Origin of the sequence: Citrobacter sp. Cu096 (assembly GCF_030332285.1) — a bacterium.
GTDB classification, from domain to species: domain Bacteria; phylum Pseudomonadota; class Gammaproteobacteria; order Enterobacterales; family Enterobacteriaceae; genus Citrobacter; species Citrobacter meridianamericanus.
The window spans coordinates 139,368-156,722 of record NZ_JAOWID010000028.1 but is presented as its reverse complement, the minus strand read 5'-3'; the positions used below and the strand labels follow the sequence as shown (position 1 = coordinate 156,722).

General features: G+C 54.0%; 9 protein-coding genes, 2 rRNA genes and 1 pseudogene. 8 read left to right on the top strand and 4 right to left on the bottom strand.

The annotated features are described in order from the left end of the window. A 23S ribosomal RNA gene (locus tag OGX99_RS12885) occupies positions 1 to 2,304 on the top strand; the annotation flags it as partial. A 93-nt stretch (positions 2,305 to 2,397) separates the two neighbouring features. Beyond that, positions 2,398 to 2,513, top strand: a 5S ribosomal RNA gene (gene rrf, locus OGX99_RS12880). A gap of 92 nt (positions 2,514 to 2,605) precedes the next feature. On the opposite strand, the gene OGX99_RS12875 is transcribed toward rrf, so the two are convergent. Then, on the bottom strand, positions 2,606 to 3,043 hold the full coding sequence (locus OGX99_RS12875; protein ID WP_252838904.1) for an acetyltransferase: 438 nt from the start codon (positions 3,041 to 3,043) through the stop codon (positions 2,606 to 2,608). 157 nt (positions 3,044 to 3,200) lie between these two features. Here OGX99_RS12875 and metA point away from each other — a divergent pair, with 157 nt between their 5' ends. The 4 genes from metA (at position 3,201) to aceK (ending at position 9,187) form a co-directional block, all read left to right on the top strand. Beyond that, positions 3,201 to 4,130 (top strand): homoserine O-acetyltransferase MetA, encoded by a 930-nt coding sequence (gene metA, locus OGX99_RS12870; protein ID WP_151224594.1) that lies wholly within the window; start codon positions 3,201 to 3,203, stop codon positions 4,128 to 4,130. A 268-nt stretch (positions 4,131 to 4,398) separates the two neighbouring features. Then, a complete protein-coding gene (aceB, locus tag OGX99_RS12865) occupies positions 4,399 to 6,000 on the top strand; it encodes a malate synthase A (RefSeq protein WP_187253996.1) in 1,602 nt (533 codons plus the stop codon). Between the two features lie 31 nt (positions 6,001 to 6,031). Beyond that, positions 6,032 to 7,336, top strand: coding sequence for an isocitrate lyase (aceA, locus tag OGX99_RS12860; protein ID WP_016155323.1), 1,305 nt, complete (start codon positions 6,032 to 6,034; stop codon positions 7,334 to 7,336). 102 nt (positions 7,337 to 7,438) lie between these two features. Next, entirely contained in the window at positions 7,439 to 9,187 is a 1,749-nt protein-coding gene (gene aceK / locus OGX99_RS12855) for a bifunctional isocitrate dehydrogenase kinase/phosphatase (RefSeq protein ID WP_286543750.1), read from the top strand. Between the two features lie 21 nt (positions 9,188 to 9,208). Here aceK and iclR read toward each other — a convergent pair whose 3' ends face one another. After that, positions 9,209 to 10,033: a glyoxylate bypass operon transcriptional repressor IclR gene (gene iclR / locus OGX99_RS12850; RefSeq protein ID WP_003031613.1), complete on the bottom strand. Its 825-nt coding sequence runs from the start codon at positions 10,031 to 10,033 to the stop codon at positions 9,209 to 9,211. Positions 10,034 to 10,228: 195 nt separating this feature from the next. Here iclR and metH point away from each other — a divergent pair, with 195 nt between their 5' ends. Further along, positions 10,229 to 13,912, top strand: coding sequence for a methionine synthase (gene metH, locus OGX99_RS12845; RefSeq protein WP_286543747.1), 3,684 nt, complete (start codon positions 10,229 to 10,231; stop codon positions 13,910 to 13,912). Between the two features lie 136 nt (positions 13,913 to 14,048). Then, positions 14,049 to 15,680: a Na/Pi cotransporter family protein gene (locus OGX99_RS12840; RefSeq protein ID WP_003031618.1), complete on the top strand. Its 1,632-nt coding sequence runs from the start codon at positions 14,049 to 14,051 to the stop codon at positions 15,678 to 15,680. A 53-nt stretch (positions 15,681 to 15,733) separates the two neighbouring features. Here the strand turns inward: OGX99_RS12840 and pepE are convergent, their stop codons facing one another. Both pepE and OGX99_RS12830 read right to left on the bottom strand, forming a co-directional pair. After that, positions 15,734 to 16,423 carry a dipeptidase PepE gene (gene pepE / locus OGX99_RS12835; protein ID WP_151218102.1) on the bottom strand — a complete coding sequence of 230 codons (690 nt, stop codon included), beginning with the start codon at positions 16,421 to 16,423 and terminating at the stop codon, positions 15,734 to 15,736. A gap of 108 nt (positions 16,424 to 16,531) precedes the next feature. After that, positions 16,532 to 16,811, bottom strand: a pseudogene (locus tag OGX99_RS12830) (addiction module antidote protein). Between the last annotated feature and the right edge of the window lie 544 nt (positions 16,812 to 17,355).

The window sequence follows — 17,355 nt, the reverse complement described above, 5'->3', positions numbered from 1 at the left end:
GGTTAACCGTATAGGGGAGCCGAAGGGAAACCGAGTCTTAACTGGGCGTTAAGTTGCAGGGTATAGACCCGAAACCCGGTGATCTAGCCATGGGCAGGTTGAAGGTTGGGTAACACTAACTGGAGGACCGAACCGACTAATGTTGAAAAATTAGCGGATGACTTGTGGCTGGGGGTGAAAGGCCAATCAAACCGGGAGATAGCTGGTTCTCCCCGAAAGCTATTTAGGTAGCGCCTCGTGAACTCATCTTCGGGGGTAGAGCACTGTTTCGGCTAGGGGGTCATCCCGACTTACCAACCCGATGCAAACTGCGAATACCGAAGAATGTTATCACGGGAGACACACGGCGGGTGCTAACGTCCGTCGTGAAGAGGGAAACAACCCAGACCGCCAGCTAAGGTCCCAAAGTCATGGTTAAGTGGGAAACGATGTGGGAAGGCACAGACAGCCAGGATGTTGGCTTAGAAGCAGCCATCATTTAAAGAAAGCGTAATAGCTCACTGGTCGAGTCGGCCTGCGCGGAAGATGTAACGGGGCTAAACCATGCACCGAAGCTGCGGCAGCGACACTATGTGTTGTTGGGTAGGGGAGCGTTCTGTAAGCCGTTGAAGGTGTGTCGTGAGGCATGCTGGAGGTATCAGAAGTGCGAATGCTGACATAAGTAACGATAATGCGGGTGAAAAACCCGCACGCCGGAAGACCAAGGGTTCCTGTCCAACGTTAATCGGGGCAGGGTGAGTCGACCCCTAAGGCGAGGCCGAAAGGCGTAGTCGATGGGAAACAGGTTAATATTCCTGTACTTGGTGTTACTGCGAAGGGGGGACGGAGAAGGCTATGTTGGCCGGGCGACGGTTGTCCCGGTTTAAGCATGTAGGCGGAGGTTCCAGGTAAATCCGGTACCTTTTAACGCTGAGGTGTGATGACGAGGCACTACGGTGCTGAAGTGACAAATGCCCTGCTTCCAGGAAAAGCCTCTAAGCATCAGGTAACACGAAATCGTACCCCAAACCGACACAGGTGGTCAGGTAGAGAATACCAAGGCGCTTGAGAGAACTCGGGTGAAGGAACTAGGCAAAATGGTGCCGTAACTTCGGGAGAAGGCACGCTGATATGTAGGTGAAGCGGTTTACCCGTGGAGCTGAAATCAGTCGAAGATACCAGCTGGCTGCAACTGTTTATTAAAAACACAGCACTGTGCAAACACGAAAGTGGACGTATACGGTGTGACGCCTGCCCGGTGCCGGAAGGTTAATTGATGGGGTTATCCGTAAGGAGAAGCTCTTGATCGAAGCCCCGGTAAACGGCGGCCGTAACTATAACGGTCCTAAGGTAGCGAAATTCCTTGTCGGGTAAGTTCCGACCTGCACGAATGGCGTAATGATGGCCAGGCTGTCTCCACCCGAGACTCAGTGAAATTGAACTCGCTGTGAAGATGCAGTGTACCCGCGGCAAGACGGAAAGACCCCGTGAACCTTTACTATAGCTTGACACTGAACACTGGTCCTTGATGTGTAGGATAGGTGGGAGGCTTTGAAGCGTGGACGCCAGTCTGCGTGGAGCCAACCTTGAAATACCACCCTTTAATGGCTGGTGTTCTAACGTTGACCCGTGATCCGGGTTGCGGACAGTGTCTGGTGGGTAGTTTGACTGGGGCGGTCTCCTCCTAAAGAGTAACGGAGGAGCACGAAGGTTAGCTAATCCTGGTCGGACATCAGGAGGTTAGTGCAAAGGCATAAGCTAGCTTGACTGCGAGAGTGACGGCTCGAGCAGGTGCGAAAGCAGGTCTTAGTGATCCGGTGGTTCTGAATGGAAGGGCCATCGCTCAACGGATAAAAGGTACTCCGGGGATAACAGGCTGATACCGCCCAAGAGTTCATATCGACGGCGGTGTTTGGCACCTCGATGTCGGCTCATCACATCCTGGGGCTGAAGTAGGTCCCAAGGGTATGGCTGTTCGCCATTTAAAGTGGTACGCGAGCTGGGTTTAGAACGTCGTGAGACAGTTCGGTCCCTATCTGCCGTGGGCGCTGGAGAATTGAGGGGGGCTGCTCCTAGTACGAGAGGACCGGAGTGGACGCATCACTGGTGTTCGGGTTGTCATGCCAATGGCATTGCCCGGTAGCTAAATGCGGAAGAGATAAGTGCTGAAAGCATCTAAGCACGAAACTTGCCCCGAGATGAGTTCTCCCTGAGACTTTAAGTCTCCTGAAGGAACGTTAAAGACGATGACGTTGATAGGTCGGGTGTGTAAGTGTAGCGATACATTGAGCTAACCGATACTAATGAACCGTGAGGCTTAACCTTACAACGCCGAAGATGTTTTGGCGAAGAGACAGATTTTCAGCCTGATACAGATGACATCGACAGACTAAAAAGTGTGTTGATAAACAGAATTTGCCTGGCGGCTGTAGCGCGGTGGTCCCACCTGACCCCATGCCGAACTCAGAAGTGAAACGCCGTAGCGCCGATGGTAGTGTGGGGTCTCCCCATGCGAGAGTAGGGAACTGCCAGGCATCAAATAAAGTGAAAAAGCCCATCCTGCCGGATGGGCTTTTTTGCGTCTGTGCGCCGTGAAATCCGCCGGCTGCGGCGTCCGGAAGTACGGCTAGCCGTGTACGAGGCTGAGTAACGGGTACGGTCGTCCGAGATCGTCCACTTCTGTCCGTCCCGTCACGTTAAATCCCATCTTTTTATAGAATCCAACCGCCTGCTCATTCTGTTCATTAACGTTGGTCGTTAGCATTGAAGTCATTGATAAAGCATGTTCAATGAGTAACTTACCAATACCACGACCACGTGCATCCGGGTCGACGAACAGGGCATCCATATGCTGATCGGTCAGAAGCATAAAGGCGATAGGCTCATCTTGTTCTGTCACTGCAACCCATAGTGGAGCTTCTGGTAAAAATGAACGTACCAGCTCTTCCAGCTCAATGCGATAATCCGGTGAGAGAAAATGGTGCGTCGCATCGACTGAACGACACCAGATAGATACGAGCTTATCGCCTTCGTCCTTACGCGAACGACGAATGGTAAAGGGCATAGCATTCTCCTTTTTTCTTTACTGCACTATTCTACAGCAAGGGGCCGTGAAACTTTCTCAACTTGAGGATGCAGGCTCGACATTCGCATGATTCCTGGGTATCTTCAGCTGTCTGGATGTCTAAACGTTTAAACGTATGTAGTGAGGTTATCAGGTTATGCCAATTCGCGTGCAGGACGAGCTACCCGCCGTCAATTTCTTGCGTGAGGAAAACGTCTTTGTCATGACGACATCCCGCGCTTCCGGTCAGGAAATTCGACCACTGAAGGTGCTCATCCTCAACCTGATGCCCAAGAAGATTGAAACGGAAAACCAGTTCCTGCGCTTACTGTCTAACTCACCGCTACAGGTAGATGTTCAGCTATTGCGCATCGATGCCCGGGAGTCACGCAACACTCCTACGGAGCATCTGAATAACTTTTACTGTAATTTCGAGGATATCAGCGATCAGAACTTTGACGGACTGATCGTGACCGGCGCGCCGTTGGGTCTGGTTGAATTTAATGACGTGGCTTACTGGCCGCAGATTAAACAAGTGCTTGAATGGGCCAAAGATCACGTTACCTCGACGCTATTTGTCTGTTGGGCGGTACAAGCCGCGCTGAATATCCTGTACGGAATTCCTAAGCAAACCCGTACAGATAAACTCTCAGGCGTTTATGAGCATCATATTCTGCACCCACATGCACTACTGACGCGTGGATTTGATGATGCGTTCCTGGCTCCGCATTCGCGCTATGCCGATTTTCCTGCTGCACTTATCCGGGACTACACCGATCTCGAGATTTTTGCCGAGACAGAAGAGGGAGATGCTTACCTGTTTGCCAGCAAAGATAAACGAATTGCCTTTGTGACGGGTCATCCTGAGTATGACGCTCATACGCTCGGCAGTGAGTATTTTCGTGATGTCGAAGCGGGCCTAATGCCGGAAGTACCCTATAACTACTTCCCGAAAGATGACCCGCAAAACAAACCGCGGGCAACCTGGCGTAGCCACGGCAATCTGTTGTTTACTAACTGGCTCAACTATTACGTCTACCAGATCACGCCATATGATCTGCGTCACATGAATCCAACGCTGGATTAATCTTCTGTAGCAGACGATCCTTAAGCGTTTCAGCATGTTGAATCAGGCACCTTCGGGTGCCTTTTTTATTTCCGAAATGCACCTCATCATGTAATTAAATTTTATTTATATTGTTATCAATGAGTTAATTAATATTTAAATTAAAAATGGAAATTGTTTTTGATTTTGAAAATTAAATGAGTAGTCTTAGTTGTGCTGAACGAAAACCGCACAACGATCCTTCGTTCGCATTGGGGATGTGTTTGGATCAATGACGAGGAACTACGCAATGAATCAACAGGCAACGACAACCGATGAACTGGTCTTCACCAGGCCGCGTGGCGAACAGGAGCAACAGATTCTGACCGCTGAAGCGGTGGAGTTTCTGACCGAATTGGTGACAAGATTTACACCAAAACGCAATAAACTTCTGGCTGCACGTATCCAGCAGCAGCAGGATATTGATGACGGTAAGTTGCCTGATTTTATTTCGGAAACGGCTTCCATTCGTGAGGGCGACTGGAAAATTCGCGGTATTCCTGATGATTTACTGGATCGCCGCGTAGAGATAACCGGGCCTGTTGAGCGCAAGATGGTCATCAACGCGCTGAACGCAAATGTCAAAGTCTTTATGGCTGATTTTGAAGATTCGCTGGCTCCTGAGTGGAGCAAAGTAATCGATGGGCAGATCAACCTGCGCGATGCGGTCAATGGCACCATTAGTTACACCAACGAAGCCGGTAAAATTTATCAACTTAAACCCAATCCGGCCCTGTTGGTGTGTCGCGTTCGTGGTCTGCACTTGCCGGAAAAACACGTCACCTGGCGTGGTGAATCCATCCCGGGCAGCCTGTTTGACTTTGCCCTCTATTTCTTCCACAACTACAAAACGTTGCTGGCAAAAGGTAGCGGCCCTTACTTCTACCTGCCAAAAACGCAGGCCTGGCAAGAAGCAGCATGGTGGAGCGAAGTGTTCAGCTATGCAGAAGATCGCTTTAATCTGCCGCGCGGCACCATCAAAGCGACTTTGCTGATTGAAACTCTGCCGGCCGTCTTCCAGATGGACGAAATTCTGCACGCGCTGCGAGACCATATTGTCGGCCTGAACTGCGGTCGCTGGGACTACATTTTCAGCTATATCAAAACGCTGAAGAACCACCCGGATCGCGTGTTGCCGGACCGTCAGGTGGTGACGATGGATAAGCCATTCCTCAGCGCCTATTCACGCCTGCTGATTAAAACCTGCCATAAACGCGGCGCGTTCGCGATGGGCGGTATGGCGGCGTTCATTCCCAGCAAAGATGCAGAACGTAACAACCAGGTGCTGACCAAGGTAAAAGCGGACAAAGCGCTGGAAGCCAATAACGGTCATGACGGCACATGGATTGCTCATCCGGGACTGGCTGATACCGCAATGGCGGTGTTCAACGACGTGCTCGGTGAAAACAAAAATCAGCTGTTCGTGACCCGTGAAGAAGATGCGCCGATTACCGCAGAACAACTGCTGGCACCTTGTGAAGGTGAGCGTACTGAGGAAGGTATGCGCGCCAACATCCGTGTCGCAGTGCAGTACATCGAAGCGTGGATCTCCGGTAATGGCTGCGTACCGATTTACGGTCTGATGGAAGATGCGGCCACAGCCGAAATCTCCCGTACCTCCATCTGGCAGTGGATCCACCACCAGAAAACGCTCAGCAATGGCAAACCGGTGACCAAACCGCTGTTCCGCCAGATGCTGGCCGAAGAGATGCTGGTGATTCAGGACGAGCTGGGCGAACACCGCTACAGCAGCGGACGTTTTGACGATGCCGCGCGCCTGATGGAGCAAATCACCACATCAGATGACTTAATCGACTTCCTCACCCTGCCAGGTTACCGCCTGCTTGCGTAATCCACCACATAACAATATGGAGCATCTGCACATGAAAACCCGTACTCAACAAATCGAAGAATTACAGAAAGAATGGACTCAACCGCGTTGGGAAGGCATTACCCGCCCATATAGCGCGGAGGAAGTGGTGAAATTACGTGGCTCGGTCAACCCGGAATGCACGCTGGCACAGCTTGGCGCGGCGAAAATGTGGCGTTTGCTGCACGGTGAATCGAAGAAAGGGTATATCAACAGCCTCGGTGCGCTGACCGGCGGCCAGGCGCTGCAGCAGGCGAAAGCCGGTATTGAGGCGGTCTACCTTTCAGGCTGGCAGGTGGCGGCAGATGCCAACCTGGCGTCAAGCATGTACCCGGATCAATCGCTGTATCCGGCGAACTCCGTCCCGGCAGTGGTGGATCGAATCAACAACACATTCCGTCGCGCCGATCAGATCCAATGGTCAACCGGTATTGAACCGAACGATCCGCGCTATGTGGATTACTTCCTGCCGATCGTTGCCGATGCGGAAGCGGGTTTTGGCGGTGTACTGAACGCGTTTGAACTGATGAAGTCGATGATTGAGGCTGGTGCAGCGGCCGTTCACTTCGAAGATCAGCTCGCATCGGTGAAAAAATGCGGTCATATGGGTGGCAAAGTGCTGGTACCGACTCAGGAAGCTATCCAGAAACTGGTGGCGGCCCGTCTGGCGGCCGACGTTATGGGCGTTCCGACGCTGGTGATTGCGCGTACCGATGCTGACGCAGCCGACCTGATTACTTCTGATTGCGATCCCTACGACAGCGAGTTCATCACCGGCGAACGCACCAGTGAAGGGTTCTACCGTACACATGCGGGTATTGAGCAGGCGATTAGCCGTGGTCTGGCCTACGCACCGTATGCGGATCTGGTGTGGTGTGAAACCTCCACGCCGGACCTCGAACTGGCGAAGCGCTTTGCCGATGCTATTCATGCCAAATTCCCTGGCAAACTGCTGGCCTACAATTGTTCACCGTCGTTTAACTGGCAGAAAAACCTGGATGATAAAACCATTGCCAGCTTCCAGCAGCAGCTGTCAGATATGGGATACAAATATCAGTTCATTACCCTGGCGGGCATCCACAGCATGTGGTTCAACATGTTCGACCTCGCACACTCCTATGCGCAGGGTGAAGGCATGCGCCACTACGTTGAGAAGGTTCAGCAGCCAGAATTTGCGGCGGCGAAAGACGGTTACACCTTTGTATCCCATCAGCAGGAAGTGGGCACTGGTTACTTCGATAAAGTTACCACCATCATTCAGGGCGGTACTTCCTCGGTGACCGCACTGACCGGCTCGACTGAAGAATCGCAGTTTTGATCAATGCCCGGTGGCGCTGCGCTTACCGGGCCTACGAAGGGATGTAGGCCGGATAAGCGAATGCGCCATCCGGCATGACGTTGTGCCGGATGGGAGAAATCAATGACGCGTGGCCTGGAATTACTGATTGCTCAGACGATTTTGCAAGGTTTCGACGCCCAATACGGGCGTTTTCTGGAAGTCACCTCCGGCGCGCAGCAGCGTTTTGAACATGCCGACTGGCATGCGGTTCAGCAGGCGATGAAAAGCCGTATTCACCTTTATGATCATCACGTCGGTCTGGTGGTGGAGCAGTTGCGCTGCATTACTGACGGTAAAAGCACTGATGCGGATTTTTTACTTCGCGTGAAAGAGCATTACACCCGGCTATTGCCGGATTACCCGCGCTTCGAGATTGCGGAGAGCTTTTTTAACTCCGTTTACTGCCGGTTATTTGACCACCGCTCGCTGACTCCCGAGCGGCTGTTTATTTTCAGTTCTCAGCCAGAGCGCCGTTTTCGCACGATCCCACGCCCGCTGGCGAAAGACTTTTTCCCTGATTCAGGTTGGGAGTGGCTGCTCACACGCGTCCTTAGCGATCTGCCCTTGCGTCTACCGTGGCAGAACAAACATCGGGATATCCACTACATCATTGAGCACCTGACCGAAACCCTCGGTGCGAATGTGTTGCAGGGCTGCCATTTACAGGTGGCGAATGAACTGTTTTATCGTAATAAGGCCGCCTGGCTGGTCGGTAAGCTGATTACCCCTTCCGGGACGCTGCCGTTTTTATTGCCAATTCACCGGACAGACGAAGGTGAATTGTTTGTCGATACCTGCCTGACCACGACGGCGGAGGCGAGCATTGTGTTTGGCTTTGCCCGTTCCTATTTCATGGTGTATGCACCGTTGCCGGCCGCACTGGTGGAGTGGCTGCGCGAGATCCTGCCCGGTAAAACCACCGCGGAATTGTATATGGCGATTGGCTGTCAGAAGCACGCCAAAACCGAAAGCTACCGTGAATATCTGCTGTATCTTGCCCATTGCGATGAGCAATTTATCGAAGCGCCGGGGATCCGCGGCATGGTCATGCTGGTGTTTACCCTGCCGGGCTTTGATCGGGTGTTTAAAATCATCAAAGATAAATTTGCCCCGCAAAAAGAGATGTCTGCAGCCCACGTCCGCGCTTGTTATCAACTGGTCAAAGAGCACGATCGCGTTGGGCGAATGGCTGACACCCAGGAGTTCGAAAACTTTGTGCTGGATAAACGGCAAATCGCCCCGGCGCTGATGGCGCTGTTGCTACAGGAAGCCCCGGACAAAATTACCGATCTCGGCGATCAGATTGTCATTCGCCATTTGTATATCGAACGGCGCATGGTGCCGCTGAATATCTGGCTGGAGCAGGTCGAAGGCCAGCAACTGCGCGATGCCATTGAAGAGTACGGCAACGCGATTCGTCAGCTGGCCGCCGCCAATATTTTTCCCGGCGATATGTTGTTTAAAAACTTTGGCGTGACCCGCCACGGGCGCGTGGTGTTCTATGACTACGACGAAATTTGCTATATGACGGAGGTGAATTTCCGCCATATCCCGCCACCGCGTTACCCGGAAGATGAGATGAGCGCTGAACCGTGGTACAGCGTATCTCCAGGGGATGTTTTCCCGGAAGAGTTTCGCCACTGGCTGTGTGCTGACCCGCGTATTGGTCCGCTATTTGAAGAGATGCACGCTGACTTATTCAACGCCGACTACTGGCGGGGTTTGCAAACGCGGATCCGTGAAGGGCATGTGGAAGATGTTTACGCCTATCGGCGCAAGCAGCGGTTTTGTGTGCGTTATGAAACCGACCGTAAGCCGGGTAAGGCGTAGCCGCAACCCGGCAATGCCATCTTAGCGAAAGCCGCCATACGCCAGCGTTACTTCTTTCGCCGCTTTGATCGCCATGGCGCCAAACTCGGTCACGCGATCGTCGGTAATGCGCGAAATCGGACCGGAGATGGAAATGGCGGCAAACGGCTGGCGGTGCTCGTCATAAATGCATGATGCCACGCAGCGCAGGCCCAGCGCATGTTCCTCATCATCAAAGGAATACCCGCGCTTACGCGTCTGGGCGAGATCCTCTTTCAGATGCACCGGCGACACCAGCGTGGCGTGGGTGTATGCGTGCAGCCCTTTACGGTGCAGCAGCCCAGTCACCTGTTCTTCGCTCAGCTGGGATAAAAACGCTTTACCCGCACCGGAGGCGTGCATCGGCAGTTTGCCGCCGATGGGTGCAGACATGCGCATCAGTTGGGTACACTGCACCTGGTCGATAATAATCGCCTGATGGTCGCTTTGATCCAGCACGGCGAGGTTGACCGTTTCACCGGAATCTTCCATCAGTTTGCGCAGTATTGGGTGGACAATCGCCAGCAGATTGCGACTTTGCAGAAAGCTGCTGCCGACAATAAACGCATGCGCGCCCACGGCCCAATGCCCTAATTCACCGACCTGACGAACAAATCCCTGCTGCTGCATGGTGGTCAATAATCGGTGAGTCGTGGAGTTTGGCAGGCCGGCCTGCTGCGCCAGCTCGGTCAGCGCCACGCTGCCGTTGGATTCCGCAATCCACTCGAGCAGTTTCAGGCCGCGCGTCAGGGACTGAACCTGCCCGGTTGCGGGCGCAGTGGTAGCGGCGGGTTTTCTACCGCGTTTCGCGGGAACGGGGGCAACCATGGCAGACTCCTTTTCTGTATCGTGGAAATCATTTTCGTTTTATTCAAATATAATGCAAGAATTCCTGTACTGATCGGATGAGTGAAGCTGAACATGTCTCATGTTGGCCGTTGTTCTCTTTTCCGCCTCTCAGGTTTGTGCCAGTATGGTCTGTTGAGTTTTTTTCGGTCTGGTTGAGCGTTGTCGGGAGCGAGTGTGAGCAGCAAAGTTGAACAATTACGTCAGCAGTTAAATGAACGTATTCTGGTGCTGGACGGCGGTATGGGCACCATGATCCAGGGATATCGTCTGAGTGAAGAGGATTTCCGCGGCGAACGCTTTGCCGACTGGCCGTGCGATCTGAAAGGCAACAACGACCTGCTGGTGCTCAGCAAACCGGAAGTGATCGCTGCGATTCACAACGCCTACTTCGAGGCGGGTGCGGATATCATCGAGACCAACACTTTTAACTCCACGACTATCGCCATGGCGGATTACCAGATGGAATCCCTGTCGGCGGAAATCAACTTTGCGGCAGCCAAACTGGCGCGCGCGGCAGCAGACGAATGGACGGCGCGTACGCCAAATAAACCGCGCTACGTCGCGGGCGTGCTTGGCCCAACCAACCGTACGGCGTCTATATCGCCCGACGTCAACGACCCGGCTTACCGCAATATTACCTTTGATCAGCTGGTGGCCGCCTACCGGGAATCCACCAAAGCGCTAGTGGAAGGCGGCAGTGACCTGATCCTGATTGAAACTGTATTTGATACCCTGAATGCCAAAGCCGCTATTTTCGCGGTAAAAACCGAATTTGAAGCGCTGGGCGTTGAGCTGCCGATTATGCTCTCCGGCACCATCACCGACGCTTCTGGCCGTACGCTCTCCGGTCAAACCACCGAAGCGTTTTATAACTCGCTGCGCCACGCCGACGCGCTGACTTTTGGTCTGAACTGCGCCTTAGGGCCGGATGAACTGCGCCAGTATGTGCAGGAACTGTCGCGTATTGCCGAATGCTACGTTACCGCACACCCGAACGCCGGGCTGCCGAACGCCTTTGGCGAATACGATCTTGATGCCGACACTATGGCGGCGCAAATTCGCGAGTGGGCCGAAGCGGGCTTCCTGAATATTGTTGGCGGCTGCTGCGGCACCACGCCGGAACACATCGCCGCCATGAGCCGCGCAGTGGACGGGCTGCCGCCGCGCAAACTGCCGGAAATCCCGGTGGCCTGCCGCCTGTCTGGCCTCGAACCGCTGAATATCGGCGATGACAGCCTGTTTGTGAACGTCGGCGAAAGGACCAACGTTACCGGCTCAGCGAAGTTTAAGCGCCTGATCAAAGAAGAGAAATACAGCGAGGCGCTGGACGTCGCCCGCCAGCAGGTAGAAAGCGGCGCACAGATTATCGATATCAACATGGATGAGGGGATGCTCGACGCCGAAGCGGCGATGGTTCGTTTCCTTAACCTGATTGCCGGTGAACCGGATATCGCCCGGGTGCCGATCATGATCGACTCCTCAAAATGGGACGTTATCGAAAAAGGGCTGAAGTGCATTCAGGGCAAAGGCATCGTTAACTCCATTTCGATGAAAGAGGGGGTTGAGACCTTTATTCATCACGCGAAGCTGCTGCGTCGCTACGGTGCGGCAGTGGTGGTGATGGCCTTTGACGAGCTGGGCCAGGCCGACACACGCGCGCGCAAAATTGAGATCTGTCGTCGCGCCTACAAAATTTTGACCGAAGAAGTCGGCTTCCCACCGGAAGATATTATCTTTGACCCGAACATCTTCGCGGTCGCGACCGGCATTGAGGAACACAACAACTACGCGCAGGACTTTATCGGTGCCTGTGAAGACATCAAACGCGAACTGCCGCATGCGCTGATCTCCGGCGGCGTTTCTAACGTGTCGTTCTCGTTCCGTGGCAACGACCCGGTACGTGAAGCCATTCATGCGGTATTCCTCTACTACGCCATTCGCAACGGCATGGATATGGGGATCGTCAACGCCGGACAACTGGCGATCTATGACGACCTGCCCGCCGAGCTGCGTGATGCGGTTGAAGATGTGATCCTCAATCGTCGTGACGATGGCACCGAGCGTCTGCTGGAGCTGGCCGAGAAATATCGCGGGAGCAAAACCGACGAGACTGCCAATGCCCAGATGGCGGAATGGCGCAGTTGGGACGTGAAAAAACGCCTCGAATACTCGCTGGTGAAAGGCATAACCGAATTTATTGAACTGGATACCGAAGAAGCGCGCCGGCAGGCCGCGCGTCCGATCGAGGTGATTGAAGGGCCATTGATGGACGGCATGAACGTGGTTGGCGACCTGTTCGGCGAGGGCAAAATGTTCCTGCCGCAGGTGGTGAAATCCGCCCGCGTGATGAAGCAGGCGGTGGCCTACCTCGAACCGTACATCGAAGCCAGCAAAGAGAAAGGCTCCAGCAATGGCAAAATGGTCATCGCGACCGTGAAGGGCGACGTGCACGACATCGGTAAAAACATCGTCGGCGTGGTGCTGCAGTGCAACAACTACGAAATCGTCGACCTTGGCGTGATGGTACCCGCGGAGAAAATCCTCAGAACCGCGCGTGAAGTGAATGCCGATCTGATCGGCCTGTCCGGGCTGATTACCCCGTCGCTGGATGAAATGGTCAACGTAGCGAAAGAGATGGAGCGTCAGGGCTTCACTATTCCGCTGCTGATTGGCGGCGCGACCACCTCGAAAGCGCACACGGCGGTGAAAATTGAGCAGAACTACAGCGGCCCGACGGTGTACGTACAGAACGCCTCGCGTACCGTAGGCGTAGTGGCCGCGCTACTCTCTGACACTCAGCGCGATGACTTTGTCGCTCGTACGCGTAAAGAGTACGAAACCGTGCGTATCCAGCATGCGCGTAAGAAACCGCGTACCCCGCCGGTAACGCTGGCTGCCGCGCGTGAAAACGATCTGGCGTTTGACTGGGAAAATTACACCCCGCCGGTGGCGCACCGCCTCGGCGTACAGTCAGTCGAAGCCAGCATCGAAACGCTGCGTAACTACATCGACTGGACGCCGTTCTTTATGACCTGGTCGCTGGCGGGAAAATATCCGCGCATTCTCGAGGATGAAGTGGTGGGTGAAGAGGCGAAGCGCCTGTTCAAAGACGCCAACGACATGCTGGATAAACTCAGCGCAGAGAAGACCCTGAATCCGCGTGGCGTGGTGGGGTTGTTCCCGGCCAACCGTGTCGGCGATGACATCGAGATTTACCGTGACGAGACGCGGACGCACGTCATCAACGTGAGCCATCACCTGCGTCAGCAGACGGAGAAAGTCGGTTTCGCCAACTACTGCTTGTCTGACTTTGTCGCGCCGAAACTGAGTGGCAAAGCAGATTACATTGGGGCTTTCGCAGTTACCGGTGGTCTGGAGGAAGATGCGCTGGCGGACGCCTTCGAAGCCCAGCATGACGACTACAACAAGATTATGGTGAAAGCGATCGCTGACCGTCTGGCGGAAGCCTTCGCAGAATACCTGCACGAGCGCGTGCGTAAAGTCTACTGGGGCTATGCGGCGAATGAGAACCTCAGTAATGAAGAGCTGATCCGCGAAAACTACCAGGGCATTCGCCCGGCACCGGGCTATCCGGCGTGCCCGGAACATACCGAAAAGGCCACCATCTGGGAACTGCTGGATGTGGAGACGCACACTGGAATGAAGCTCACCGAATCCTTCGCGATGTGGCCTGGTGCATCGGTATCCGGTTGGTATTTCAGTCATCCGGACAGCAAGTACTACGCCGTGGCGCAAATTCAGCGCGATCAGGTTGAAGATTACGCCTTCCGTAAAGGCATGAGCGTGGCGGAAGTCGAGCGTTGGTTAGCGCCTAATCTGGGTTACGACGCTGACTGAGCCACAAAACTGTCATCTTTATTTACAACAAACAGGGCACTCAATGAGTGCCCTGTCTCTTTATTACGTTTAAACCCTTATACTGAAAGAAGGCTTCGGCCTCAGGAACATATAACGATAAGGAGTACCTGATTCCGTGTTAACTCTGTTACACCTGCTTTCTGCCGTCGCGATGCTGGTTTGGGGTACGCATATTGTGCGTACCGGCGTGATGCGCGTCTTCGGCGCTCGTTTACGCACCGTACTCAGCCGTAGCGTTGAAAAGAAACCGCTCGCCTTCTGTGCTGGCATCGGCGTCACTGCCCTGGTGCAAAGCAGTAACGCTACCACCATGCTGGTGACTTCGTTTGTCGCGCAGGATCTCGTGGCGCTCACTCCTGCGCTGGTGATTGTGCTCGGTGCCGACGTGGGGACCGCGCTGATGGCGCGTATCCTGACCTTCGATCTCTCCTGGCTGTCGCCGCTGCTGATTTTTATCGGCGTGATCTTCTTTCTCGGACGGAAACAGTCCCGCGTGGGACAACTTGGGCGGGTCGGCATTGGGCTGGGATTGATTTTACTGGCACTGGAGCTGATTGTGCAGGCGGTAACGCCGATCACCCAGGCTAACGGCGTACAGGTTATTTTCGCCTCACTTACCGGCGATATCATGCTGGATGCGCTGATTGGCGCCATGTTTGCGATTATCAGTTACTCCAGCCTGGCGGCGGTACTGCTGACGGCTACGCTGACCGCCGCAGGCATTATCTCGTTCCCGGTAGCGTTGTGTCTGGTGATTGGTGCCAACCTCGGCTCTGGTCTGTTGGCGATGCTCAACAACAGTGCTGCGAATGCTGCTGCCCGTCGTGTGGCGCTCGGCAGTCTGCTGTTTAAGCTGGTGGGCAGCCTGATTATCCTGCCGTTTGTTCATCCGTTGGCGAATTTGATGGATGAGCTACCGCTGCCGAAATCCGAACTGGTTATCTACTTCCACGTCTTCTACAACCTGGTACGCTGTGTGGCGATGGTACCGTTCGCTGAACCGATGGCGCGTTTTTGTAAGCGCATCATCCGCGATGAACCGGAGCTGGACGCGCATCTGAAGCCCAAGCATCTGGACGTCAGCGCGCTGGATACGCCAACGCTCGCTCTCGCCAATGCCGCCCGCGAAGCGCTGCGCATCGGTGATGCGATGGAACAGATGATGGACGGGTTGAAGAAGGTGATGCACGGCGAGCCGCGCGAAGAGAAAGAGTTGCGCAGGATGGCGGATGACATCAACGTGCTGTACACGGCGATTAAGCTCTATCTGGCGCGGATGCCAAAGGATGAACTGGCGGAAGAGGAGTCACGCCGTTGGGCGGAGATTATCGAAATGTCGCTCAACCTCGAACAGGCATCCGATATCGTCGAACGTATGGGGAGTGAGATTGCTGATAAGTCGCTGGCCGCCCGTCGGGCATTCTCTGTGGAAGGGCTGAAAGAGCTGGATGCGCTTTACGATCAGCTGCTCAGCAATCTGCAACTGGCGATGTCGGTGTTCTTCTCGGGCGATGTGACCAGTGCCCGTCGTCTACGCCGCAGCAAGCACCGTTTCCGTATTCTCAACCGTCGTTATTCGCACGCGCACGTTGACCGACTGCATCAGCAGAACGTGCAAAGCATCGAGACCAGTTCCCTGCATCTGGCGTTGTTGGGTGATATGCAGCGTCTGAACTCGCTGTTTTGCTCCGTGGCCTACAGCGTGCTGGAGCAGCCGGATGAAGATGATGAGCGCGACGATTACTAACTGAGTCAATGCCGGATGGCACTGCGCTTATCCGGCATCAGACAACCAATCAATTAAAAGCAGTGACCCGCCTCAACGGCAACCGCCTCTTCACCCGCTTTAAAGATATATGTGGTGTTCGGGCCGCCGAGCACAGATTGACCGTTGCTTACCTTAATCCAGTTACCTTCCGGCAAGCCAATCACCGTCAGCTCTGGCGCAACCACCAGCAGCTCGCGAATACGCTGTTCACGTGTTTCACCTTTGTGACCTTCCGGCAGCGCGTTGGTGAAATGTGGGTTAATCTGCAGCGGGAACAGACCCAGCGCATCAAAGCCTTTGGGATCGACAATTGGCATGTCATTGGTGGTGCGGATGGTCTGGCAGGCAAGGTTGGAACCCGCGCTCCAGCCAATGTACAGCGCCCCGCGCTTGACGACATCGACAATCGGCGACAGCAGCCCACGCTCGCGGCTCTCTTTCAGCAACTGGAAGGTATTACCCCCGCCGACAATCACCAGCTCTGCATTTTCAATGGCAGCAATCGGATCGGCAACGGTATGAATGCCTGTAACATTGACGCCCATTGGCGCAAAGATGGCTGCCGTTTTCGCCGTGTACTCATCCCAGGTTTGCGTCACGCCGGCGAACGGAATAAACACCGCCGTACGGCGACCATTCAGTTGCTCAGCAATCAGCGGCAGCGCATGTTCCATCCATCCTTTGCCCGGCAGCGTCGAGTTACTCAATAAAAGCAGTTCCATCATTTCTCCCTGTAATCAGAAAATTACAAACCGCGCTAATGCTACCACTATCAGCCTGACGCCTTACTGATATGGCTCACGATGTTGGAAGGGGCACAGAAGCTATGGCTATTTTTTAAGTGTCAATCCAATACCGAGCGCCTTCATCACAGCCAACGTGGTTTTTCAGCGTCGGATTTCCTTTCTCACTAAACGAGCGATAGAGTTGTTCGCGGGATAATCCCGTTTCTGCCGCGATGTTCGCCATTCCCTTCGCGCGTGCCACCACGCCCAACGCTTTTGCAATGTACGTTGCTTCGCCTGTTTCGAGGGCATCCGCCATAAATACAGCAATTTCTTCATCATCAACTAGCGCAGCAGCGGGATCGTACTGAGTAAGCTTATTCATGGCGGAATGTCTCCTGATAGTCCAGTGAACGGGCGAGCATTCCTCAACAGGTTTAACATCGCCAGCTAAACCATTCGCCAGTCGGAAAAGGCGTGCGGCAATGAGCGTTTTGGCCCTGCGATCCCGTAGATTCTGCTCCCAGCGTTGGAAAACCGTGGTCTGAAGAATTTCCATTATTACGTTCCATGTATTTTATAAACTACATTCTGAATTGACACGTTGAGACCAGAGAATAAAAAAATGGGGAGTAAGGGAAAATGCTGGCAGGAGGAAACAGGAAGGCGCCTCGCAGTAATGCATAATTTTCCAGGATGCTGCGGTTGATACGCGAAACGATAACAGGGGAGAGGGGCCGCTTTGTGCCAGAAGCAGACATTTCCGACAGCTGCATGCACTAATCCATGGAAAACGGATCTAACTACATAGTCATGCTGACATGCTGGAGTTATGAAGGATGTTTTTCAGGATTTGGGCGGAAAAAAACTGTCAGAAACGCCCTGTTCGCCGCAAAAGCGCGCTAAGGGCCTTTCTGGGTGGGGGTAAG